Source organism: Pseudomonas sp. GW822-FHT02G04, assembly GCF_058802085.1.
In genome coordinates this window covers 174,157-194,650 of record NZ_JBXANU010000002.1, presented here as the reverse complement: position 1 = coordinate 194,650, position 20,494 = coordinate 174,157, and the positions used below count along the sequence as shown (strand labels likewise).

The following is a 20,494-nucleotide window of genomic DNA, read 5'->3' as shown; positions in this document are numbered from 1 at the left end:
AGCGCAACGGGAGGCATAAATGCTCAGGCTGTTCCTGTTATTGACTATTTTGTGGTGTGTATTCATATCGACTGCAATGGCGTTTGCACCGGAACGCGTGCTCGCTTATGTACAACAAAGTCGCATCTGGATGTGGTACATGAAAACCATATTCAGTATTACAAGCGAATCGCTTGGTAGTAAAACGGCTGTTCGATGGGTACGCATTCAAGGAGGAATCGGTATGGTTGCGGCACTGCTGGCGCAATATGTCTGGCTTATTCATCCTGCCTCTAGCTCATAGGCAGCCGTTCAAGGTGGCCATATCCGTTGTCTGACTGCCTCAGTACGTGAAGCAGCTTCTGATCAGAAGCGGTATCAAAAGTGCGACTAGCAGCTGGTTATTTGACCCGCATCAATCCTGTTGACGCGCCCGTTGTCCGACCGGGTCCACAGCCAGTTATACACGTCGTATCCGCCTTCGCACTTGCCTTGCTTTCTGCCCTCAAAAGCCTGCTCAAGGAGCACCAAAGCGGACGAGCGCAGCATCGATAAATCGTCGGAGTTTGGCTGTTCTCTGACGATTGGCCGTGTAGAGCAAATGCATTTGTCGGCTCGGTGCTTCGTAATCAGCTAACAGCCGAACTAACTCGCCGCTGCGCAACGCGGATTCAAGAAAGTCTTCGGGGCCAAGGACAATCCCGAACCCGTCCAGCGCTGCCGACAGCAGTGCTTTGCTCTCGTTGACCTGCAATCGACTAACGACTTGTACCCGTTCAACTGCGGAGCCTTTGCAGAATACCCATTCGCGGTCGGCCGGCCGGGACCAATAGGCATACCCCAGACACTCATGGTTCTTCAGATCATCCGGTATTTGCGGCACTCCGCGGTCGATCAGATAGCTCGGTGCCGCACAGGCTACCAACCGATAAGGCGCCAACGGCCTGGCGGTCAAACTGGACGCGGTCAACGGGCCAATTCTGAACGTCACTTCATAACCCTCCTCCACCAGATCGACGAAGCGATCGGTCAAATGCAGATCGATTTCGACTTCCGGGTGTTGACGCAAAAACTCCGTCACAAAGGGCATGAGGCTATAGGAGCCGAACGTGACGGGAGCGCTGATTTTCAGTTTGCCGCGCGGGGTGTCGTTCATGATCTGCGCAAGGGAGTCGGCAGCCTGAGCCTCGCTCAAAATGTGCTTACAGCGTTCGTAGTAAGCACTGCCCAACTCAGTCAGGCTCTGGCGTCGGGTGGTCCGGTTCAGCAGCCGCGCACCTAGCCGCTGCTCAAGCGCGGCAACATGCTTGGCCACCATCTGCGGCGACAGGCCCAATCGCTCGGCAGCACTGGCATAGGAGCCGGATTCCGCCGCCATCACAAACGCTCCCATACTCGTCAGACGATCCATCATTCAACACTCCTGGTAACGAGACTAACTAACCGATGATTATTTATCTGCCACTGGTTGGCAATCATCATGGTTTCCTCTTAATTAACCAGCGGAGCAAGGACATGCGTATCGGCATTATTGGGGCGGGCTTCATCGGACGTGCAGTGGCGCAATTGGTCATCGCCGCGGGACACGAGGTGATGCTCAGCAATTCACGTGGGCCGCAGACCATGAGCAGCGTGCGCAGTGGCATTCCTGGCAGTCAGGTCGGCACTATCGAGGACGCAGCGCAATTTGGCGAAGTTGTACTCGTGGCAATTCCTCTTGAGCATTACCGAAGCGTGCCGGCCAAGTGGCTAGAGGGCAAAACCGTGCTGGATGCCAATAATTACTACCCGGAACGCGACGGTCACATTGCCGCTCTCGACCGATTCGAAACCACCACCAGCCGCCTGCTCGCCGAGCATCTGCCCCACTCCAGCGTGGTCAAGGTGTTCAATGCAATCCTCGCCCAAGACCTGTTGCAGGACTCGCGCCCGAAAGCAGCGCCCGAGCGACGCGCACTGCCGATCGCTGCGGATGATCCAGTGGCGAAAGCATTGGTGATCAAGTTGCTGGACGAGATTGGATTCGACGCGGTAGATGCGGGCAGTCTTGATGAAAGCTGGCGATTCGAACGGGCTAAACCCGCCTACTGCATACCGCTGGATAAAGAGGGGCTGAAGGTTGCCTTGGCTGCGGCCCATCGGCAGGTCGAATTGCCCGAGGGATCGTGGCGCCGCTGAATAGCCCACAACCTACTGGATCGAGAGAAGACTTGAAGCTGACTGCGGGCAATGTCAGCTTTGGGCTGTGGATTCAACCGGTCGACGCAACAGGCAGCATTCGGCCAGGAGCGGACAGTCGAAACCTGCCGCCTCTGCTGATTATCTGCCTGGCGATATAACGCTTGAACATGGATGCAATCAGACCGGTGATTACTCGTTCAAGTCTTTGACCAGATAGCCATCTACGATTTGCGAAACGCCCGCCAACGCAGTACGCAGTAACTCCGGTTCGGTGCGATAGCGCAACGGCGTGTAGCCATAGGTGTTGGCGCCGTTGAATGCGGTGATCGGCTCATTGCGCTGCCAGATCAACTCCTCGCCGCGTTTCATGACACCGCTCACGGCAATCGTCGGGTACACCACACTGCTGAAGCCTTGCGTCAGCGCGAAACCCCAGTTCAGGACGGTCAACTCGATCTGCGCATCGGCTGGTTCGTTTTCACCCACGATTTTGTAACGGCCGGTGGCGGTCAGTTGCTCCTCGAAACTCTTTTTGACCAACTCGCCCAGGTTGATATCCGCCGTCTCCATGTTGTAAAGAATCGCGTCAACCGTCGACATCGACGCCAAGTCGCCTGCCTTCAGACCTGCGGCAAATCCGGCCCCACCCAAAGCAGCCTTGGTCAGGTTCGATGCACCTGCCGCCATCCCTACTCCAGCGCCGACACCTGCGCCCAACGCCGCGCCCCATGCCTGCTCACGGCCCATGTAAGTCATCTGTTTGGGTTGCCATGCAACCGGGAGAACTTTCACGGTATGGATCTGGGTACGGTATTCGGGCTTGAATTTCTGGTTGGCACATCCGGCAAGGAAAAGAACGGCAAACATCAGGACAGCAATCTTCTTCATGAATAACTCACGACACCAAGGGAATGTGCGTAGGTTGTCGTCAGCGGCAGGAAATTCTGAAGGGAATCAAGAGCGCTGGCTGCGATTGCTATTACGGCAACAGGCAGCTTCCGGCCAAAAGCGGTCATTCAGATATGTCTATGGAGCCCGGGGCGATTCAGGCGGAGTTGACCTATACTCAAGCCACTCTGAGCAGGGGGGCAAAACTAGAGCTTCCAATAAAAATGTATGGAGTGCCTAATATACAGGAGGGCTGCCTATGGCCTCGCTCAAAGTTCTTGGCATGGAACACCGACCTGGCATCACCATAAAGAAAATCAACAAAATGCACATGCCAAATATTAATACTTTCTTAATTGTAACTCTGTGCTTGCTCTCCACACGAAATGCATGGGCTAAATCACCCTGCGATAGTGTTGATCGACGTTTAAACTCATCTGAGGCATCCAAGTTACGCATCGAATTGGGGCACCAGTTAAACGTTGACAATGTTGAAGTTTTACAATCATTTAAAAGCCTTGGCTGGACGATTTTGTATGTAACTCCAGACAATGCAGATCCTGCTTTTTTATTTTATTCAGAAAATCCAGTTAACCATCATTTTCTAACCCTGTGGAGTGGCGGGGCGAAGCCTGATGAAGAGCAGGTTATTAGTTCATGGATCAAGGAAAGCGCTAAAGGCATTCCTGATAATCTTGCGCAATGTTTTGCATGGCATGTAACGAAAGATCGAGACATGTAAACAAATATCCGGACAGGCCGCTAAAACAAAATGAGCATGACGCCCTACGATGAAAAACAACTTTTAAATAACGTGCATCGGTGCCGCAAAATGTTCAGTTTTTTATGTGCTCGCGCCCTGACCTTCTTGGTCTTGTTGTTCGGACCTGGATTGGGATGTGTGCCATTCTCTCAGGCTTCGGCATACGGGAACTGCCCTCCCGAGATGAATAGCCGAGCAGGGTCTTTGTTAGTTGATGCGCGCGGAGATTGGTCTTCCCTTTTTAAGCATCAGAGAGTCTTCGCTTCTTGTGATGATGGTGAGCTTGGCGAAGGCTACTCTGAAGCCGTGGCGAACCTCTTCGCCCAAAGATGGGATCAGTTTGGTACATTTGTCACACTTGCAAAAACATACCCTGACTTTCAAAATTGGGCGATACGACATATCGATGCGACTGTCTCAGATGATGATCTGAACAGGATTATATTAAATTCCAATATTTGCATTATTAATAATGCAGCGGTGGAAAAACTTTGCAGGGTTATTCGGCAGAGTGCTGCAAATGCCTTGATGGAATCCGCACGGATACGACGATAAAATTTGGGGGGGCCTTCGCAACAAACAGCAATAGCCCAAAAGCAGTCAATTTCGCTCCATTTCGGCTACCCTCACAAAGCGCCACGCAGCAATCAGCTTGCGCCAGGCGCCTCGACATTCTTCCGTAAATGCACCGGAGATCTTCCATGCTCAAGCGTACCCTGGCAGTGGCCGTCGGCTTGTCCTTGTCTTTTTGCACCCTGCTGGCGCAAGCCGCCGAGACCCTGAAAGTCAGCGCGATTCCCGATGAAGCCCCTACCGAACTGCTGCGCAAGTTCAAGCCGCTTGGCGCTTATCTGGAACAACAATTGGGCATGAAGGTCGAGTTCGTACCCGTGAGCGACTATCCGGCGGTGGTCGAGGCGCTGGCTACCGATCGCATCGACCTGGCCTGGCTGGGCGGCTTCACGTTCGTGCAGGCACGCCTGAAAACCGGTAATGCCATTCCGCTGGTGCAGCGTGAACAGGACGCCCAATTCACCAGCAAATTCATCACCGCCGACCCAGCCGTCAAGTCCCTCGCCGACCTCAAGGGCAAGACCTTTGCCTTCGGCTCGGTGTCCTCGACTTCCGGCAGTCTGATGCCGCGCTATTTCATGCTCAAGGATGGCATCAAGCCGGAAACGTACTTTAGCCGCGTGGGCTACTCCGGCGCCCATGACGCCACCGTTGCCTGGGTCCAGGCCGGCAAGGTGGACGCCGGGGTGCTTAACGCCAGCGTGTGGGAAAAACTGGTCGCCGCCGGCAAGGTCGATACCACCAAGGTCAAAGTGTTTTCGACCACCCCAGCGTACTTCGACTACAACTGGACGGTGCGCGGAACTCTCGACCCGGCGCTGGCGGCCAAGATAAAGGCTGCGTTCCTGGCGCTCGATCCGGCGAACCCGAGGGATAAGGAGATTCTGGACCTGCAGGCCGCCAGCCGCTTCATCGAAACCAAGCCTGAGAACTACAAGGGCATCGAGGAAGCCGCACGCGCCGCCGAACTGCTCAAATGACATTGCATCTGAGCCAGGTCAGCGTTACCCACGCCAACGGTGTCCAGGCGCTGCGTGGCGTGGACCTGCACATCGGTGCACGCGAACAGGTCGCGATCATCGGTCCGTCCGGCGCGGGTAAGTCGAGCTTGCTCAATCTGCTGGCCACCGCCCTGCGACCGGGCAACGGCGAGTTGCAGGTGCTTGGCGAGCGCGTCTGGCAGCTTTCCGCCCGTCAGCGTCAGCGGCTGCGCGCGCGCATCGGTCTGATCCATCAGGCGCCTCCCCTGCCCCCGCGCCAACGCGTGGTCACCGCGGTTCTGGCCGGCAAGCTGGGTCAGTGGGGTCTGGGCAAGAGCCTGCTGAACCTGCTGCATCCGCTGGATATTCCAGGCGCACGCGCGGCATTGGCCAGGCTGGACCTGAGTGACAAGCTGTTCGCGCATTGCCAGCAACTGTCCGGTGGACAGCTACAGCGTGTGGGCATTGCCCGCGTGTTGTATCAAGCACCCGAAGTGTTGCTGGCCGATGAGCCGGTATCGGCCATGGACCTGGTGTTGGCCGAGCACACGCTTTCGGTTCTGTGCCGCCATGCCCGGGAACAGAACGTCACCTTGGTCGCCAGTCTGCATGCGGTGGAGCTGGCCCTGGCGCACTTTTCGCGGATCATCGGCTTGCGTGATGGACAGATCCTGTTCGACCTTGCGGCCAGCGCCGTCGACCGCGAGCTGCTCGACAAGCTCTACGCTAATGAACAGTTGCAATCCTCGCCGGCTCCTCTGCCCCCCTTGAGCGTGCAGATTCCCCGATGCTGACGTCTGGCACCCGCGATCCGGCCGCCCTGCCGCGCCTGCTGCTCACCTTGCTGGCCCTTGCCTTGCTGTGGCCCGGCATCCGCTTCAGCGAGCTGGACCTGAGCGTACTGGTGGCGAGTGACAGTCAGAGCGAGATGGGCCGCTTTGTATCCGCCTTCTGGCCACCGGCCCATGGCGACGAGTTCATCCAGTTGTTGTTGCAGGCCACCCTGCAGACCCTGGCCATCGCCACGGCCGGCATGGCCCTGGCGTTGCTGTTGGCTGTTCCCGCCGGCCTGCTCGCCAGTCGTGCTCTGTCGCTGTCTGCCGCCTCCCGCGCTGGCCACCCGAGCTATTGGGGCCAACTGCTGCGTTGGCCCATACGCGGTTTACTGATCTTCCTGCGCAGCGTGCCGGAAATCGTCTGGGCCTTGCTGTTCGTGCGCGCCGTCGGCCTCGGCCCGACTGCCGGGGTACTGGCCATTGCCATCACCTACAGCGGCATGTTGGGCAAGGTCTACGCGGAAATTTTCGAGTCAGTCGACCAGCGTCCGGTACACGCGCTACTGCAGTCCGGCAGCGGTCGGCTCGCCGCCTTTTGCTACGGGATCCTGCCCAATGTCGCTGCGGAACTGCTGTCGTACACGGTGTACCGCTGGGAATGCGCAATCCGTGCCTCGGTGGTGATGGGCTTCGTCGGCGCCGGCGGCCTGGGCCAGCAAATGGATCTGTCGTTGCGCATGTTCGCCGGTGGTGAAGTAGCCAGTCTGTTACTGACGTTCCTCGTCCTGGTGCTGCTCGCCGATCAACTCAGCCGCCTGCTGCGCTGGAGGCTGACATGAATCGCCTGTTCAACCTGGCACTGCTCCTGTGCATCGGCGCAGCGGTCGTCGCCTCGTTCATCTACCTGGGCATCGACCTCGGCGAGCTCGGCGGCACCGGCAACCTGAAACAGATGGGCGCTTATGCCCAACGTTTTCTCAGCCCGGACCTGAGCCCGGGTCATCTGCAAGCCATCGGCCACGGCGCCCTGGAAACCCTTGCCATGTCTGCCCTTGGCACCCTGCTCGCGGCGGTATTCGGCCTGTTATTGGCATTGCCCGCGGCCGGGCGCTACGGCTGGCCTTTGCAGAGCGCGTCACGTCTGGTGCTCAACGCTTTGCGCGCGGTGCCGGAACTGGTATGGGCCGCGCTGATGGTCCTGGCCGCCGGGCTCGGCCCCAACGCCGGCACCTTGGCATTAGCCCTGCACACCACCGGCGTGCTCGGCCGGTTGTTCGCCGAAGCACTGGAAAACACGCCACCCGAACCCGCCGACGCGATCCGCTTGCAGGGCGCCAATGCCATATGGGCTTTCTGTTACGGCACCCTGCCCAACCTGCTGCCACAGCTACTGGCCTACATCCTGTACCGCTGGGAAAACAACATCCGCATGGCCAGTGTGCTCGGCTTCGTCGGCGCCGGAGGTTTGGGGCAAATGCTCTATGTCAGCCTCAGCCTGTTTCAGGAAGCTCAAGCCAGCACGGTTATCCTGGCGATGTTGTTACTGGTATTGGCTGTCGATACATTGAGCAGCTGGAGCCGTCAGCGTTGGGTCAAGGCCTGAGTTTTTTCGCGGAACGGATATATCTGCCCCCCTACAGCCCTGGGAAACGTCATGCCTGCACCGCTCATCTATTTGATCCATGCCACGCCTCTGTCCATCGCGCCGATAACCGAGGCCTTCTCTCGGCTTTGGCCTGAGGCCAGATTGGCGAATCTGTTGGAGGACTCTCTTTCCCGCGATCTGGCAGACGCCGGTGAACTCACTCCGGCGATGAGCCAACGGTTTTTGAAGCTCGCCACTTATGCCGCAGAGTCAGGCGCAGACGCGATTTTGTTTACCTGCTCGGCATTCGGCGATGCCATTGATTTGTGTAAACGCTCCCTGAATATCCCGATCCTCAAGCCGAACGAAGCCATGATTGAGGAGGCCATTCAACGAAGCCGGAAAATCTCCATCCTGTCGACATTCCCTCTGGCAATCACATCAATGACCGAGGAGTTTCAAAGCTTCGCGCGGCAACAAGGCGTGGCGATCGAACTCTCTGCACATGTCTGCCCTGAGGCATTCGACGAACTGCGCAAGGGCAACGCCGATCGTCATGACCAATTGATTACGGATATGGCTCGTACGGTCACAAACGGCGAACTGCTGTGCTTCGCGCAATTTTCCATGGCCCGTGCTGCACAACAGGCAAGTCAGGCAAGCGGCCACCCCGTTCTGACCACGCCCGACAGTGCCATCTTGAAACTTCGTAGCCTTCTGGAAGCGTGATGCTTGTGCAAAACATAAAATGAATAAATCGCCCGCGCGCCAACACCGCCGACGGGATCACCGCATCTTCACTGCGTAACAACGAAAAAATCCCGGAAACAGAAAATGCTTCCGGGATTTTTTTGTTCACATCAAGGATTGAACCAGGAAGTCGGGACCCCTCTCACAATTTGTTACCGCATTCCCCAGCCGGGTGTAAAAAGCTGCTTAGGTAACAGCCTCGCAGGCTGCCTCCCCCCAGCGCTCACCTGCCTGCCAAGCCCATCCCAGAGCGCTGTAGGCGCTTTCTCAAACGCCCAATCCGCGAATTGGCCGGGTGATTGCATATGCTTGTCTGTACAAGTACTTGCGTGTGCATAAGACACTTTGCCACGCAGTACACGCGCTCTTGCGGCACAAGCGTTTTCGATGGTCCTTGGGAATAAAATAATGAAAAAAGCATTTCTCACTCTTTCTGCATTGGCTTTGTGTGTGGCTGCCGGTTCTGCGCTGGCCAAGGAGTACAAGGAGTTGCGCTTTGGCGTCGACCCCTCTTATGCGCCGTTCGAATCCAAGGCCGCCGATGGCGGCCTGGTGGGCTTCGACATCGACCTGGGCAACGCGATCTGCGCTGAGCTGAAGGTCAAGTGCAAATGGGTTGAAAGCGACTTCGACGGCATGATTCCCGGCCTCAAGGCCAACAAGTTCGATGGCGTGATCTCTTCCATGACCGTCACGCCGGCGCGTGAGAAAGTCATCGATTTCTCGAACGAGCTGTTCTCTGGCCCGACCGCGCTGGTATTCAAGAAAGGCGCGGTCATCGGCACCGACCCGGCCTCCCTCAAGGGCAAGAAAGTCGGTTACGAGCAAGGCACCATCCAGGAGGCCTACGCCAAGGCCGTGCTGGACAAGGCCGGAGTAGAGACCCAGGCCTACGCCAACCAGGACCAGGTGTACGCTGACCTGATCTCCGGACGCCTCGATGCCTCGATCCAGGACATGCTGCAAGCCGAACTGGGCTTCCTGAAGTCGCCACCAGGCGCCAACTTCCAAGTCAGCGAGCCGGTCGAAAACCCCCTGCTTCCAGCCAAGACCGCCGTGGGTCTCGTCAAAGGCAACGCCGAGCTCCAGGCCTTGCTGAACAAAGGTATCAAGGCACTGCACGACAATGGCACCTATGCGGCCGTCCAGCAGAAGCACTTTGGCGATCTGAATCTCTACAGCGGCAAATAATGACCCTGCGCCCATTTCCGGATGGGCTCTTTTTTGATTGACGTAGGGCTGCTCAATGCTAGAAAACCTATTGCAGATTCTTGGGCTGTCAGACTTTAGCCTTCAGGGTTTCGGCCCGTTGTTGCTGCAAGGCTCCTGGATGACTGTCAAATTATCCTTTCTGTGCTTGCTGGTGAGCGTTGGCCTGGGCCTGATCGGCGCCAGCGCCAAGCTTTCGAAATCGGCACTGCTGCGCGTCCCTGCGCAGGCCTACACCACGCTGATTCGCGGGGTGCCGGACCTGGTGCTGATGCTATTGATCTTCTACAGCCTGCAAACCTGGCTGTCCTTGTTTACCGATTTCATGGAATGGGAATACATCGAGATCAACCCCTTTAGCGCTGGGGTCATTACTCTGGGCTTCATCTACGGGGCTTATTTCACCGAAACCTTCCGTGGCGCCATCCTTGCCGTACCGCGAGGTCAGATGGAAGCGGCTACCGCCTACGGCCTGACCCGCGCTCAGCGCTTTCGCCTGGTGGTGTTCCCGCAAATGATGCGTTTTGCCCTGCCGGGCATCGGTAATAACTGGATGGTGATCCTCAAGGCCACCGCGCTGGTGTCGATCATTGGCTTGGCCGATCTGGTCAAGGTGGCCCAGGACGCAGGCAAGAGCACCTATCAGCTGTTCTTCTTCCTGATTCTGGCCGCCTTGATTTATCTGGTGATAACCACCGTTTCGAACTACGTCTTGCGCCGGATGGAAAACTTCTACGCCGCAGGCACCCGGGAGGCCGTGCGATGATCGAGCTACTGCAGGAATACTGGAAACCTTTCCTGTTCCAGGACGGCAATCACATCACCGGGCTGGCCATGACCCTCTGGCTGCTCAGTGCCTCGATCCTCTTCGGCTTTGTGATGTCGATCCCGCTGTCGATTGCCCGGGTCTCGACCAATATCTGGGTGCGCTGGCCGGTGCAGTTCTACACCTATCTGTTTCGCGGTACGCCGCTGTATATCCAGCTGCTGATCTGTTACACCGGCATTTACAGCCTGGCCGCGGTGCGTGCCCAGCCAGTACTGGATGCGTTCTTTCGCGATGCGATGAACTGCACCATCCTCGCCTTCGCCCTGAACACCTGCGCCTACACCACGGAGATCTTCGCCGGGGCGATTCGCAGCATGAACCACGGTGAAGTCGAAGCGGCCAAAGCCTACGGGCTGACCGGCTGGAAGCTGTACACCTACGTGATCATGCCGTCCGCCCTACGTCGCTCGCTGCCTTACTACAGCAACGAAGTGATTCTGATGCTGCACTCGACCACCGTGGCCTTCACCGCGACCATCCCGGACATCCTGAAAGTCGCGCGGGACGCCAACTCGGCGACCTTCCTGACCTTCCAGTCGTTCGGCCTCGCCGCGTTGATCTACCTGGCAGTTACTTTCTCCCTGGTCGGTCTGTTCCGCCTGGCTGAACGCCGTTGGTTGTCTTTCCTCGGCCCGGCTCACTAATTCAGGATGCTTGTTCATGTACAAATTGACCGTTGAAAACCTGCACAAAAGTTACGGCAACCATGAAGTCCTCAAGGGCGTTTCGCTAAACGCCAAGACCGGCGATGTGATCAGCCTGATCGGCGCCAGTGGTTCGGGCAAGAGCACCTTTCTGCGTTGCATCAACTTCCTGGAAACGCCCAACGACGGCGCCATGAGCCTGGACAACCAGCCGATTCAAATGGTCCATGACCGCCACGGCATGCGCGTGGCTGACGCCAACGAACTGCAACGCATCCGCACTCGCCTGGCGATGGTGTTCCAGCACTTCAACCTGTGGAGCCACATGACGGTGCTGGAAAACATCACCATGGCTCCACGCCGGGTGCTGGGCGTCAGCAAGAAGGACGCAGAGGATCGCGCCCGGCGCTACCTGGACAAGGTCGGTTTGCCAGCACGGGTTGCAGATCAATACCCGGCGTTTCTCTCGGGTGGTCAGCAGCAACGGGTCGCCATTGCCCGTGCCCTGAGCATGGAACCGGAGATCATGTTGTTCGACGAGCCGACGTCGGCCCTGGACCCGGAACTGGTGGGCGAAGTGCTCAAGGTGATCCAGGGTCTGGCCGAAGAAGGCCGCACGATGATAATGGTGACCCACGAAATGAGCTTTGCGCGCAAAGTGTCGAACCAGGTGCTGTTCCTGCACCAGGGGCGGGTTGAAGAGCAAGGTGCGCCCGAGGACGTATTGGGCAACCCAAAAAGCGAGCGCCTGCAGCAATTCCTCAGCGGCAACCTGAAGTAACCGGAGCGCCTTCGAGCGATCGCAGGGTCGCTCGAAGGCACTGGCTCAACCTGATAGTCCATCCCTCCTGCCCTCTGCCGAGCAGCTGTACTCATTCTTCCTGCAGCCCTGCCATACTGTTCAGCATGACCCGTGCAACTTTCCGCTTCTACGAAGAGCTCAACGATTTCCTGCCGGCTGAACGGCGGCGGCAGTCCTTCACTTGCGAGTGCGCGCAAGGGGCGACGGTCAAGCACATGATCGAGGCGCTCGGGATACCGCACACCGAGGTCGAGATGGTGCTGCTCAACGGCGAGTCGGTGGGCTTCGAGCGGGTGATCTTCGACGGTGACCGGCTGGCTGTGTATCCCAAGTTCGAAGCGCTGGACATCAGCCCGCTGCTCAAGGTTCGTGCGCAACCTTTACGGGTGCTGCGCTTCGTTGCTGATGCGCACCTTGGCGGGCTGGCGAGCCTGCTGCGCATGAGCGGCTTCGACACCCTCTACGACAATGGCTTCGAGGATGGCGAGATCGCCGAGATCGCTGCGCAGCACGGACGCATCGTGCTAACCCGCGACCGCGAACTGCTCAAGCGGCGGATCATCAGCCACGGCTGTTACGTGCATGCCCTGAAACCGTCGCTGCAGCTGCGCGAATTGTACGAGCGCCTCGACCTGGCGCGTAGCGCGCGGCCATTCAGCCTGTGCCTTCATTGCAACCTGCCGCTGCACGAAATCAGCCCGGAACTGGCCCGCCCGCAGGTGCCGCCACGCGTTGGCGTCCTCTATTCGCACTTCCTGCGCTGCGACGCCTGCCAACGAATTTACTGGGAGGGTTCGCACTGGCGCGGCATGTGTGCACTGTTGGCACCTCTGCTGGATCGATAGCCGAGTGCATCGGGCCAGCTGCGTTGCCAGGGATTACTGGCTTTTGCATCAGGTCGATAACGACCAGAAGCGGTCCTTCGAATGACAGTCACTGCTGAGAATGAACGGCTTTGCTCGAACGAAAGACCAGGCAACTCGCCGCCACCAGCACCCATGCAGCAATACCGCCATACAGCATTACCCAGCCAAACCCATGCGCTAAAGCTGCGTTGGCAACATCGACCGGAATCGTAGTCCCTTGGCCAGTCTGCGCCAGCACGGCAGAGTTGCCGGCCGAAATATTCTCCGCCAGCCATCTCAGCTGCACATCATCGGACGAGCCAGGTAACTGGTTGCGCAGGGAAGACAGGATACCTTCCACCAAGATGAATCCCATCAGCGCGATATTGATTGCAAGGCTGATCATGCGAGCGCTGATATCGATGCCCGATGCCATGCCAGCACGTTCACTGGGCACCGATCCGGTGGTGGTATTGGTAACAGGCGTATTGGTCAGCCCCAGTCCGATTCCGGCGATCAGGCAGCCTGGAAGCATCGTCAGCCAGCTGGCGTGCGCGACACTGCTGCCCCATTTCATCAGCAGGAACCCCAGACCTATGGTGAACAAACCTGCGGGAATCACCACGTCAGGTCGATAGCGCAGCGCCAGCCGTTCACCTAACGGGGGCACAACCAGCGTCGGCAGCGTATAGGCCAGCAGTGCCAGACCGGTGCCGACACTGGCGTAGCCCAGGCCATTTTGAAAGTACAGCGGCAGGTAAATCATGAACGGCCAGAAGCTGAAGTTCATGCCTGCCGACCCTAGCAAGGCACCCGAGAAGCGACGGATGCGCAATACCGAAAAGTCGAACATGGGATCGACATAGCGTCGCTGCGCAACGACAAAGACGATGAAGCTGAGCATTGCCACAACCAGGCTGGTGATGGCCGAACCACTGGAAAAACCCTCCCCCGCGCCCTGAGTGATGAACCAGGAAAGGCCTAACACTGCCAGCGACAACGAAATAATGCCCAACACATCCAGCCTGCGACGCTGCGGATCACGTGACTCATCGACACCGGCGATCACCAGCACCAGCGCGAGCACGGCAATGGGCGCATGCACCAGAAACACCCATTCCCAACTCGACAACGCCACGATAACGGCGCCGATTATCGGGCCAAACCCCAAACCGATACCGAACACGATCCCCCAGGCACTGAACGCTTTGCCGCGCGCAGCTCCCGTCTGGAATCGGTGAGACAGTACGGCCACCTGACAGATCAGCATGGCACCACCGGACATACCTTGCAGGAATCGGTTTGCGATCAACACACTGGCGCTTTGCGCCCATCCACAGCCCAGTGAGGTAATGCCGAAAAGCACCAGGCTGATGATAAACACTCGCTTGCGTCCATACCGATCCGCCAGTGTGCCGGTGACCATCAGCACCGTGGTGCAGGCGATGGTGTAGGCATTCATGATCCACTGCATATCTTTGAAATCGCTGCGCAGAACCGATTCAAGAGTGGGCAGGATTGCCGGCACGCTCGAGATTTCCAGGCCGAACATCAGCGACGCCAGGCACACGGCGGCTATGGTGAAAATATCCTTTTGCGACGGAGAGAACTGCATCGTGATCTTCCAGATCAAGTTGATGGGCACTGGCAAGACCGCTCTGAACGCCGTCAGGGGTAGAGACGCGATAGCCTTGCCAGCGTCACCCGGCACAAGTCCAAGTGACTGGCCGCATTCTGGAAGTAATTAAAAAATGACAGAAATGATTTAATTTCGTAAGTTTTATTAATATTCGTCATGAGTTGACTTAATGGACTTCGACCCAGCTCTGTTGCGTGCTTTTGTCGCGATCAAGGACACCGGTAGTTTCACTCGTGCCGCAGAGCGGCTGCACTTGAGCCAGTCAGCGATCAGTCATCAGATCCGGCGCTTGGAAGAACAGGCCGGTACCACGCTATTGGTACGCACCACCCGACGTTTGACGCTGACGGAAGATGGTGAAGATTTTCTGCGCCATGCCGAACAAATCCTCAGAGCACAAGATGCTCTCTCCCGACGTTTCGAAGCGTCGTCGGTATCCGGGGCCGTGCGCTTCGGTGTGCCAGAAAACTTTATCGGCGACGGCCTGCCGCCGTTACTGTCTCGGTTCGCCAGACAATTTCCCGCCGTACGCCTGGATGTAACCGTCGGCACCTACCTCGATCTGCGCGCGCTGGTTGATGCCGACGGGCTCGATCTGGCCGTGGTCATGGCATTGCCGGGCAGCCAGGCCGGCGGTACCGTACTGCGCGAAACCCGGTTCGTCTGGGCCGCGGCGCAGAGTTTCGATTTTACTGGCGATGCCCCTTTGCCACTGGCGTTTGCCCCAGCGCCCTGCTTGCACCGCCAGGTGGCCGTAGATGCGTTGGAGAGCTCCACCGTGGATTGGCGGGTCGCCTTTACCTCTCCAAGTCAACAAGGACTGCGAGCGGCGGTATTGGCGGGGCTTGCCGTCACCGCCCTACCGCTGGGCGATCTAGAGCCTGGCATGGTGGTCATTGACGGTCAACATGGTCTGCCACCGCTGCTGGATGCTGATTTCAGACTGATATGGAGTGTCACGGGAAAGACCCCCGCGGCCAATGCATTTGGACAACTGCTGGTGGAGATGTCTGAGTCGCCATCGATCTGGAACAAGCTGACTGCCATTGGCATTCCAGGGTAAGTGCCCTGTTGATTGCGAAGGGTTGCTTTGAGTCCAGAATGTGTAAAAAGCCCCTGATCTCGAGAGCCCTGTGTAAAACTCTTATCTCGATGGACGTTGAGGTCGGGAGCGACCTTGCTCTTGGAACGTCTTATTGGCGTGACGAACACCGTCCACAGGACTCGCGAGGAAGCACATGATCGATGGTTCCGCCGTTTTGACAGTCTTTTTGGTTTACCTGGCCGGTGTCGTTATCCCTGGGCCAAATTTCGTTGCAGTGGTCCACAAAGCGGTGGCGGCTACACGGTCAGAAGCTCTGGCCTTGGTAGCGGGCATCGTACTGGTCAATTTGTTCTGGTCCACCTGTGCAATTGCAGGTCTCAGGGTTGTATTTGCTGCGCTCCCTTGGGCTGCGCTTGTTGTAAAGGTTCTGGGCGCCGCCTACCTGATGTGGTTCGGATTCCGACTGCTGATCAACGCGGGGAAGAATGCGCTTGGCCCGCTAAATGATGCCGTCGCCGGTAGTTGCCGGCAGTCCTTCATTCAGGGGGTGGTTACCAACATCGGCAACCCCAAGTCCATGGCCTTCTATGCCGCTGTTTTTTCAGCAGCAGCCCCCGCCCACGTTTCACCAGGCACGTTTTCGTCGATGCTCGCGGTTGTCGTGGTGGTTTCAATGACCTGGTATGGGATGGTTGCAATCACTCTTTCGCAACCCAAGATTGCGTCCGCGTATCAAGGGAGGAAAAAAGCTATCGACCGATTGTGCGGCGGTTTGATTTTATCTCTGGGGGGCCGTCAGTTGGTTTAGCAATCCCGCGATTGATTCGCCTGACAAAATCCCCCTACCCCGCACTCAACTCCCACAGCACATCCAGCACATGTTGCGTAGGCCGTTCGATGTCCCGACTACGGTGGGCAATACCCAGTTGCCGCCACAATAAGGGCTGTAAGGGTCGCATGACGATCCTGGTATCGGGCAATGGCGTGGAGGCCTCATGCGGCAACAACGTCGCACCATAGCCAGCCGCCACCAGGCTTTTGATCGCATCGTTGTAGTTCAGTTGAATACGCGGCGCAGGCTGCGGCCCACCACTGGCGAACCACTCCGCAGTCAAACGCGAAAGACGAGTGGTGTTGTCATTCAGAATCAATGGCTGAGTGGACAGCCAGTCGGGGGTCACAACCTCCGGGGATTCCCAGCGAGCTGGCAAGAAGGCCATGACCGGGTCCCGTCGCCATGGCTCGATCCGCAAGCCCTTCACCGGGGACTGCGGCAGCGCGACCAAACCGATCTCCAAAGAGCCCTCGGCAAGCTTCTTCAAAGTTTCCTGCGACGTGAGCACCGCAACCTGCACATCGATAGCGGGATGGCGTTGGCTCAACGTCTCCAATGCGTGTGGCATCAACTGTGCGATGGCCCCTGTGGAGGCGCCTAGCCGCACACGCCCGGCCAATCCCTGTACCTGACGTTCCACGTCCTCAAGCGCCTGCTCCGCATCCGCCAACAGGCGCCGCGCACGTTCCACCAGTGTGTTCCCAATCGCTGAAGGCTGAACGCGCCCACGCGTGCGCGACAACAGCTTGCCGCCCACGCGCGTCTCCAGGTCGGCGATATGCAAACTGACCGTGGGTGGCGCCAGGTGCAGCACACGGGCCGCCTCGGCAAATGAACCCAGGTCGGCTATCGCCACCAACGTGCGCAGACGGTCCAGGCTGATTTCGCGCATGAGTGACTCCTTGTTCAGAAAAACTGAATTTCATCGTTTATAAATTCAACTTTTCCTATCTTAGCGCCTCGCTGAAGATTGGAACTCCTGATTTCCTATGTCCGAGAGCATTCCATGGCAAGTCCCCTTGTATTCATCGATGGCGACCAAGGCACCACCGGGTTGCAAATCCATCACCGCCTACGTGACCGGAGCGATCTGCGGCTTATCACACTCAGCTCCGAATATCGCAAGGATCCGCAACGTCGCGCCGAAGCCATCAACAACTGCGACATCGCGATTCTCTGCTTGCCCGACCAAGCTGCCCGCGACGCTGTAGCGACCATCGAAAACCCCGCCGTTCGGGTGATCGATGCGAGTTCGGCGCACCGCACCCATCCAGACTGGACCTATGGTTTCGCGCAGATGAATCCGCAGCAGAGCCAACGCATCGCCGCCGCGCGACGGGTCAGCAATCCCGGTTGCTATCCAACGGGGGCGATAGGGTTGCTGCGCCCTTTACTGGAGGCCGGATTACTGCCCAGGGATTACCCGATGAACATTCATGCCGTGTCGGGTTATTCCGGGAAAGGACGTGTCGGTGTGGAGGAACATGAGGGAAAAGGCGCAGCACAGGCGTCGGCGTTTCAGGTCTATGGGCTGGGGCTGGCACACAAACATATTCCGGAGATTCAGCAGCAAAGCGGTCTGACGGAGCGGCCGATGTTTGTGCCGGCCTATGGCGCTTTTCGGCAGGGGATCGTACTGACCATCCCCTTGCAAACCCGGTTGTTGGCGCCAGGTGTGAGTGCGGCGCAGTTGCATGCGTGTCTGATGCGGCACTACGTCGATGCGAGCCATGTACAGGTGATGTCGATGCAGGAGGCTAAAGGGTTGACGTACCTTGATCCTCAGGCACTTAACGGGACTGATGATTTGCGATTGTCAGTGTTTGAGAATGATGAGACGGGGCAGGTTTTGTTGGCTGCGGTATTTGACAATCTTGGGAAGGGAGCCGCTGGAGCAGCAGTGCAGAATCTGGATTTGATGCTTGCAGGAACATGACTCCGATTATCGCGCAACTCAGCGCAATGTCCTCGTCTCGAGCCAGGACTAGAGGCAGTACCATGGGTAACTGCCTCTATATGCTGATTTCAACTTGTAGAAAAAACATCCTGTTTCGGCATAAAAAATCGAGCAAACAGTTCGGATTGCGACTTGATATTTAATTTAGCGTAAATATTGCGACGATGAACTTTTATCGTCTCCACCGAGAGGGAAAGTTTTCCGGCTATCTCCTTATTAGAGAAGCCACTAAGCAATAATCTGAGCACATCACTTTCGCGCGTTGTTATTTGTGCGCCAAGCTGGGTAATCGTTTCTGGCCATAGAGGTGGCTCAGTGAGATTTTTCTCTACGTCACTTTCAAAACACATGCGCTGATGCATTAATGCAGTCACCCATGGCTTGATAATATCAAGCATTGTTATTTGTTCTTGACTAAAACGGACTTTGCTACCAATGGAAATGCATAACGTTCTATCGGCGTCGAGCTGAACATTATACTGAGCCTCATCCGCAGAGATATATTGTGCAAAATATTGATGATAATACTCAGTCTCAAGGAAATATTCCGGCGCAATATCCAGCAGATGAAAGAAACCGCTCTGTGGATTTTCTCGATTAGCTATATAAAATGGATCCAGCAGGTAAAGCCCCTTCACATAGCGATGAATGAACGCGTCGACCTCTTCCGCATCCGCTATCTCAGGAAGACTGACAACTTGCACTTGTTGATTACTGAAAATTAATACAACCCAATTATCGATTTGCACGTATTCATTTAATATACGAATCAGTGAACTCCAGAATTCTGGACGGTTCAACTGCATGATCAGCTTCCCAATCGATCGGTGCCAAGCCAGGCTATGAAAGTCGAACGGCATTTTCTACCCCTTTAGGGTTAGGGATTCGTAGGTCAGAGGTAAGTATTCGTAGGTATTTACTATTCGGTAATGCCCGGTATATTCGCTAGCAGGGTTTACGATGGCCATGAGGGCGTATCGTCTTGACAAGGATGTTGCATGAGAAAATCACATTTGCGAACCATTTTTTCGGCCTCGCTTCTCTGTGTAGGGATAAGCACATCAGTGGGGGCTGCAGAGCCTGGGATGTATCTGTATAACTGGTTCGGGCTTCTCGCACCGGAGACCCCAAAGGAGTTTGAGCAGAAAACCGGCACCAGAATGCATATGGATGCGTTCGACAGCGCCGAAATCATGCAGAGCAAGGTAATGGCCGGGCGCACGGGGTATGACGTGGTTGTGGCCACCTCCAATGTGTTGCCAAGCCTGATCCAGGCGGGAGTGCTTCAGCCGCTGGATCGTAATCAACTGAGTAATTTGTCACACATCGATCCTGATATCTTGTCCCAGCTCGCGGTCAATGATCCTGGTAATCGCTACGCTGTGCCCTATTTATGGGGCACTACCGGCATTGGCTATGACGTTGACAAAGTCAAAGCGGCATTGGGTGATAATGCTCCGGTGAATAGCTGGGATTTGATCTTCAAAGAAGAAAACATCAGCAAGCTCCAGTCGTGTGGTGTGGCAATGCTCGATTCTCCAAGTGAGATCATTTCGATTGCTTTGCATTACCTTGGGCTTCCCAGCAACAGCAAGAACCCGGATGATTACCAGAAAGCTCAAGCCCTACTGTTAAAAATCCGTCCCTACGTCCTCTATTTCGATTCATCCCGAATTGACGCTGACCTGGCTGACGGCAATATTTGTGCAGTGGTGGGATGGGCTAATGGTGCCCTTGCTGCGCAGGCCATAAACGAGAAGACCAACACTGGACGCAAGATTACCTACAGTCTTCCTCGCGAAGGAGCGCTGGTCTGGTCAGAAAATCTGGTTCTGCTAAAAGACGCTCCTCACCCAAAGGAAGGTATGGCGTTTATTAACTATATGCTGCAACCAGAAATTATTGCCAAGACCTCAAATCACACTCTATATCCTAACGCCAATAAAGATGCCACTGAGTTTGTCGAACAGAAACTGCGCGACAACCCTTGGATTTATCCAGACAAAAAGACTATCGCTACACTTATTCCACTTGAGCCACTGCCGTTGAAACTGGAGCGAATCCGCACACGGATCTGGACCAAAGTGAAGAGTGGTGTGTGATCTGATTTGATTTGTCGCCTGTTGCTCGATGCCTGTCTTTATTTTGTACATGGGCGTGGGGCGAGCAGCAGGTTGAGGCTATTTATGTCCAGAAAGTAAGACGTAAACGCCC

General features: G+C 56.6%; 23 protein-coding genes. 18 read left to right on the top strand and 5 right to left on the bottom strand.

The genetic code is table 11. The annotated features are described in order from the left end of the window. Window positions 1-19: 19 nt before the first annotated feature. Window positions 20-283 carry a hypothetical protein gene (locus tag AC1RO5_RS03335; RefSeq protein ID WP_493172712.1) on the top strand — a complete coding sequence of 88 codons (264 nt, stop codon included), beginning with the start codon at window positions 20-22 and terminating at the stop codon, window positions 281-283. A gap of 213 nt (window positions 284-496) precedes the next feature. On the opposite strand, the gene AC1RO5_RS03330 is transcribed toward AC1RO5_RS03335, so the two are convergent. Beyond that, complete coding sequence (locus AC1RO5_RS03330; RefSeq protein WP_493172710.1) at window positions 497-1,393, bottom strand: LysR family transcriptional regulator; 897 nt, start codon at window positions 1,391-1,393, stop codon at window positions 497-499. 101 nt (window positions 1,394-1,494) lie between these two features. Between AC1RO5_RS03330 and AC1RO5_RS03325 the strand changes: the two genes are divergently transcribed. After that, window positions 1,495-2,157 carry an NADPH-dependent F420 reductase gene (locus AC1RO5_RS03325; protein ID WP_493173210.1) on the top strand — a complete coding sequence of 221 codons (663 nt, stop codon included), beginning with the start codon at window positions 1,495-1,497 and terminating at the stop codon, window positions 2,155-2,157. 192 nt (window positions 2,158-2,349) lie between these two features. Here the strand turns inward: AC1RO5_RS03325 and AC1RO5_RS03320 are convergent, their stop codons facing one another. Continuing rightward, window positions 2,350-3,048 carry a hypothetical protein gene (locus AC1RO5_RS03320; protein WP_493172709.1) on the bottom strand — a complete coding sequence of 233 codons (699 nt, stop codon included), beginning with the start codon at window positions 3,046-3,048 and terminating at the stop codon, window positions 2,350-2,352. Window positions 3,049-3,307: 259 nt separating this feature from the next. Between AC1RO5_RS03320 and AC1RO5_RS03315 the strand changes: the two genes are divergently transcribed. The 12 genes from AC1RO5_RS03315 to AC1RO5_RS03260 all read left to right on the top strand — a co-directional run bounded on the left by AC1RO5_RS03315 (window position 3,308) and on the right by AC1RO5_RS03260 (window position 12,804). Then, window positions 3,308-3,790, top strand: coding sequence for a hypothetical protein (locus AC1RO5_RS03315; RefSeq protein WP_493172707.1), 483 nt, complete (start codon window positions 3,308-3,310; stop codon window positions 3,788-3,790). Window positions 3,791-3,826: 36 nt separating this feature from the next. Further along, the gene (locus AC1RO5_RS03310; protein WP_493172705.1) at window positions 3,827-4,366 is read left to right on the top strand and encodes a hypothetical protein; all 540 of its coding nucleotides are present in this window, start codon (window positions 3,827-3,829) and stop codon (window positions 4,364-4,366) included. A 146-nt stretch (window positions 4,367-4,512) separates the two neighbouring features. After that, window positions 4,513-5,364, top strand: coding sequence for a putative selenate ABC transporter substrate-binding protein (locus AC1RO5_RS03305; protein ID WP_493172703.1), 852 nt, complete (start codon window positions 4,513-4,515; stop codon window positions 5,362-5,364). After that, window positions 5,361-6,158, top strand: coding sequence for a phosphonate ABC transporter ATP-binding protein (locus AC1RO5_RS03300; RefSeq protein ID WP_493172701.1), 798 nt, complete (start codon window positions 5,361-5,363; stop codon window positions 6,156-6,158). Before AC1RO5_RS03305 ends, AC1RO5_RS03300 begins: the two co-directional genes overlap by 4 nt. Beyond that, window positions 6,152-6,979, top strand: coding sequence for a phosphonate ABC transporter, permease protein PhnE (gene phnE, locus AC1RO5_RS03295; protein WP_493172699.1), 828 nt, complete (start codon window positions 6,152-6,154; stop codon window positions 6,977-6,979). The genes AC1RO5_RS03300 and phnE (AC1RO5_RS03295) overlap by 7 nt, the downstream gene beginning before the upstream one ends. Further along, entirely contained in the window at window positions 6,976-7,743 is a 768-nt protein-coding gene (gene phnE / locus AC1RO5_RS03290) for a phosphonate ABC transporter, permease protein PhnE (RefSeq protein WP_493172697.1), read from the top strand. Before phnE (AC1RO5_RS03295) ends, phnE (AC1RO5_RS03290) begins: the two co-directional genes overlap by 4 nt. A gap of 51 nt (window positions 7,744-7,794) precedes the next feature. After that, the gene (locus AC1RO5_RS03285) at window positions 7,795-8,454 is read left to right on the top strand and encodes an aspartate/glutamate racemase family protein (RefSeq protein WP_493172695.1); all 660 of its coding nucleotides are present in this window, start codon (window positions 7,795-7,797) and stop codon (window positions 8,452-8,454) included. 429 nt (window positions 8,455-8,883) lie between these two features. After that, on the top strand, window positions 8,884-9,666 hold the full coding sequence (locus tag AC1RO5_RS03280; RefSeq protein WP_493172693.1) for a transporter substrate-binding domain-containing protein: 783 nt from the start codon (window positions 8,884-8,886) through the stop codon (window positions 9,664-9,666). Window positions 9,667-9,721: 55 nt separating this feature from the next. After that, the gene (locus AC1RO5_RS03275; protein ID WP_258669065.1) at window positions 9,722-10,450 is read left to right on the top strand and encodes an ABC transporter permease; all 729 of its coding nucleotides are present in this window, start codon (window positions 9,722-9,724) and stop codon (window positions 10,448-10,450) included. Then, window positions 10,447-11,157 carry an ABC transporter permease gene (locus AC1RO5_RS03270; RefSeq protein ID WP_493172691.1) on the top strand — a complete coding sequence of 237 codons (711 nt, stop codon included), beginning with the start codon at window positions 10,447-10,449 and terminating at the stop codon, window positions 11,155-11,157. The genes AC1RO5_RS03275 and AC1RO5_RS03270 overlap by 4 nt, the downstream gene beginning before the upstream one ends. A 16-nt stretch (window positions 11,158-11,173) precedes the next feature. Beyond that, entirely contained in the window at window positions 11,174-11,938 is a 765-nt protein-coding gene (locus tag AC1RO5_RS03265) for an ABC transporter ATP-binding protein (RefSeq protein ID WP_046031503.1), read from the top strand. 125 nt (window positions 11,939-12,063) lie between these two features. Then, window positions 12,064-12,804, top strand: coding sequence for a Mut7-C RNAse domain-containing protein (locus AC1RO5_RS03260; RefSeq protein WP_493172688.1), 741 nt, complete (start codon window positions 12,064-12,066; stop codon window positions 12,802-12,804). Between the two features lie 88 nt (window positions 12,805-12,892). Here the strand turns inward: AC1RO5_RS03260 and AC1RO5_RS03255 are convergent, their stop codons facing one another. Further along, window positions 12,893-14,419 carry an MFS transporter gene (locus AC1RO5_RS03255; protein ID WP_493172686.1) on the bottom strand — a complete coding sequence of 509 codons (1,527 nt, stop codon included), beginning with the start codon at window positions 14,417-14,419 and terminating at the stop codon, window positions 12,893-12,895. Between the two features lie 193 nt (window positions 14,420-14,612). On the opposite strand from AC1RO5_RS03255, the gene AC1RO5_RS03250 reads away from it, so the two are divergent. Next, a complete protein-coding gene (locus AC1RO5_RS03250) occupies window positions 14,613-15,506 on the top strand; it encodes a LysR family transcriptional regulator (protein ID WP_493172684.1) in 894 nt (297 codons plus the stop codon). Window positions 15,507-15,681: 175 nt separating this feature from the next. After that, the gene (locus AC1RO5_RS03245) at window positions 15,682-16,296 is read left to right on the top strand and encodes a LysE family translocator (RefSeq protein WP_493172683.1); all 615 of its coding nucleotides are present in this window, start codon (window positions 15,682-15,684) and stop codon (window positions 16,294-16,296) included. Between the two features lie 34 nt (window positions 16,297-16,330). Here the strand turns inward: AC1RO5_RS03245 and AC1RO5_RS03240 are convergent, their stop codons facing one another. Further along, window positions 16,331-17,215: a LysR family transcriptional regulator gene (locus AC1RO5_RS03240; RefSeq protein WP_493172681.1), complete on the bottom strand. Its 885-nt coding sequence runs from the start codon at window positions 17,213-17,215 to the stop codon at window positions 16,331-16,333. 114 nt (window positions 17,216-17,329) lie between these two features. On the opposite strand from AC1RO5_RS03240, the gene argC reads away from it, so the two are divergent. Beyond that, complete coding sequence (argC, locus tag AC1RO5_RS03235) at window positions 17,330-18,259, top strand: N-acetyl-gamma-glutamyl-phosphate reductase (protein WP_493172679.1); 930 nt, start codon at window positions 17,330-17,332, stop codon at window positions 18,257-18,259. An 89-nt stretch (window positions 18,260-18,348) separates the two neighbouring features. On the opposite strand, the gene AC1RO5_RS03230 is transcribed toward argC, so the two are convergent. After that, the gene (locus AC1RO5_RS03230) at window positions 18,349-19,140 is read right to left on the bottom strand and encodes a response regulator transcription factor (RefSeq protein ID WP_493172677.1); all 792 of its coding nucleotides are present in this window, start codon (window positions 19,138-19,140) and stop codon (window positions 18,349-18,351) included. 138 nt (window positions 19,141-19,278) lie between these two features. On the opposite strand from AC1RO5_RS03230, the gene AC1RO5_RS03225 reads away from it, so the two are divergent. Next, window positions 19,279-20,382, top strand: a complete 1,104-nt coding sequence (locus AC1RO5_RS03225; protein WP_493172675.1) for a polyamine ABC transporter substrate-binding protein — start codon at window positions 19,279-19,281, stop codon at window positions 20,380-20,382. Window positions 20,383-20,494: the final 112 nt, after the last annotated feature.

What these genes read in the sequence shown, in the direction of transcription:
- AC1RO5_RS03300 (WP_493172701.1), top strand. Translation starts at nt 5,361, where the DNA reads ATGACATTGCATCTGAGCCAGGTCAGCGTTACCCACGCCAACGGTGTC.
- AC1RO5_RS03315 (WP_493172707.1), top strand. Translation starts at nt 3,308, where the DNA reads ATGGCCTCGCTCAAAGTTCTTGGCATGGAACACCGACCTGGCATCACC.
- AC1RO5_RS03335 (WP_493172712.1), top strand. Translation starts at nt 20, where the DNA reads ATGCTCAGGCTGTTCCTGTTATTGACTATTTTGTGGTGTGTATTCATA.
- AC1RO5_RS03230 (WP_493172677.1), bottom strand. Translation starts at nt 19,140, where the DNA reads ATGCCGTTCGACTTTCATAGCCTGGCTTGGCACCGATCGATTGGGAAG.
- AC1RO5_RS03275 (WP_258669065.1), top strand. Translation starts at nt 9,722, where the DNA reads ATGCTAGAAAACCTATTGCAGATTCTTGGGCTGTCAGACTTTAGCCTT.
- AC1RO5_RS03225 (WP_493172675.1), top strand. Translation starts at nt 19,279, where the DNA reads ATGAGAAAATCACATTTGCGAACCATTTTTTCGGCCTCGCTTCTCTGT.
- AC1RO5_RS03265 (WP_046031503.1), top strand. Translation starts at nt 11,174, where the DNA reads ATGTACAAATTGACCGTTGAAAACCTGCACAAAAGTTACGGCAACCAT.
- AC1RO5_RS03310 (WP_493172705.1), top strand. Translation starts at nt 3,827, where the DNA reads ATGACGCCCTACGATGAAAAACAACTTTTAAATAACGTGCATCGGTGC.
- AC1RO5_RS03305 (WP_493172703.1), top strand. Translation starts at nt 4,513, where the DNA reads ATGCTCAAGCGTACCCTGGCAGTGGCCGTCGGCTTGTCCTTGTCTTTT.
- phnE (WP_493172697.1), top strand. Translation starts at nt 6,976, where the DNA reads ATGAATCGCCTGTTCAACCTGGCACTGCTCCTGTGCATCGGCGCAGCG.
- AC1RO5_RS03285 (WP_493172695.1), top strand. Translation starts at nt 7,795, where the DNA reads ATGCCTGCACCGCTCATCTATTTGATCCATGCCACGCCTCTGTCCATC.
- AC1RO5_RS03245 (WP_493172683.1), top strand. Translation starts at nt 15,682, where the DNA reads ATGATCGATGGTTCCGCCGTTTTGACAGTCTTTTTGGTTTACCTGGCC.
- AC1RO5_RS03260 (WP_493172688.1), top strand. Translation starts at nt 12,064, where the DNA reads ATGACCCGTGCAACTTTCCGCTTCTACGAAGAGCTCAACGATTTCCTG.
- AC1RO5_RS03270 (WP_493172691.1), top strand. Translation starts at nt 10,447, where the DNA reads ATGATCGAGCTACTGCAGGAATACTGGAAACCTTTCCTGTTCCAGGAC.
- AC1RO5_RS03330 (WP_493172710.1), bottom strand. Translation starts at nt 1,393, where the DNA reads ATGATGGATCGTCTGACGAGTATGGGAGCGTTTGTGATGGCGGCGGAA.
- AC1RO5_RS03320 (WP_493172709.1), bottom strand. Translation starts at nt 3,048, where the DNA reads ATGAAGAAGATTGCTGTCCTGATGTTTGCCGTTCTTTTCCTTGCCGGA.
- phnE (WP_493172699.1), top strand. Translation starts at nt 6,152, where the DNA reads ATGCTGACGTCTGGCACCCGCGATCCGGCCGCCCTGCCGCGCCTGCTG.
- AC1RO5_RS03240 (WP_493172681.1), bottom strand. Translation starts at nt 17,215, where the DNA reads ATGCGCGAAATCAGCCTGGACCGTCTGCGCACGTTGGTGGCGATAGCC.
- argC (WP_493172679.1), top strand. Translation starts at nt 17,330, where the DNA reads ATGGCAAGTCCCCTTGTATTCATCGATGGCGACCAAGGCACCACCGGG.
- AC1RO5_RS03280 (WP_493172693.1), top strand. Translation starts at nt 8,884, where the DNA reads ATGAAAAAAGCATTTCTCACTCTTTCTGCATTGGCTTTGTGTGTGGCT.
- AC1RO5_RS03255 (WP_493172686.1), bottom strand. Translation starts at nt 14,419, where the DNA reads ATGCAGTTCTCTCCGTCGCAAAAGGATATTTTCACCATAGCCGCCGTG.
- AC1RO5_RS03325 (WP_493173210.1), top strand. Translation starts at nt 1,495, where the DNA reads ATGCGTATCGGCATTATTGGGGCGGGCTTCATCGGACGTGCAGTGGCG.
- AC1RO5_RS03250 (WP_493172684.1), top strand. Translation starts at nt 14,613, where the DNA reads ATGGACTTCGACCCAGCTCTGTTGCGTGCTTTTGTCGCGATCAAGGAC.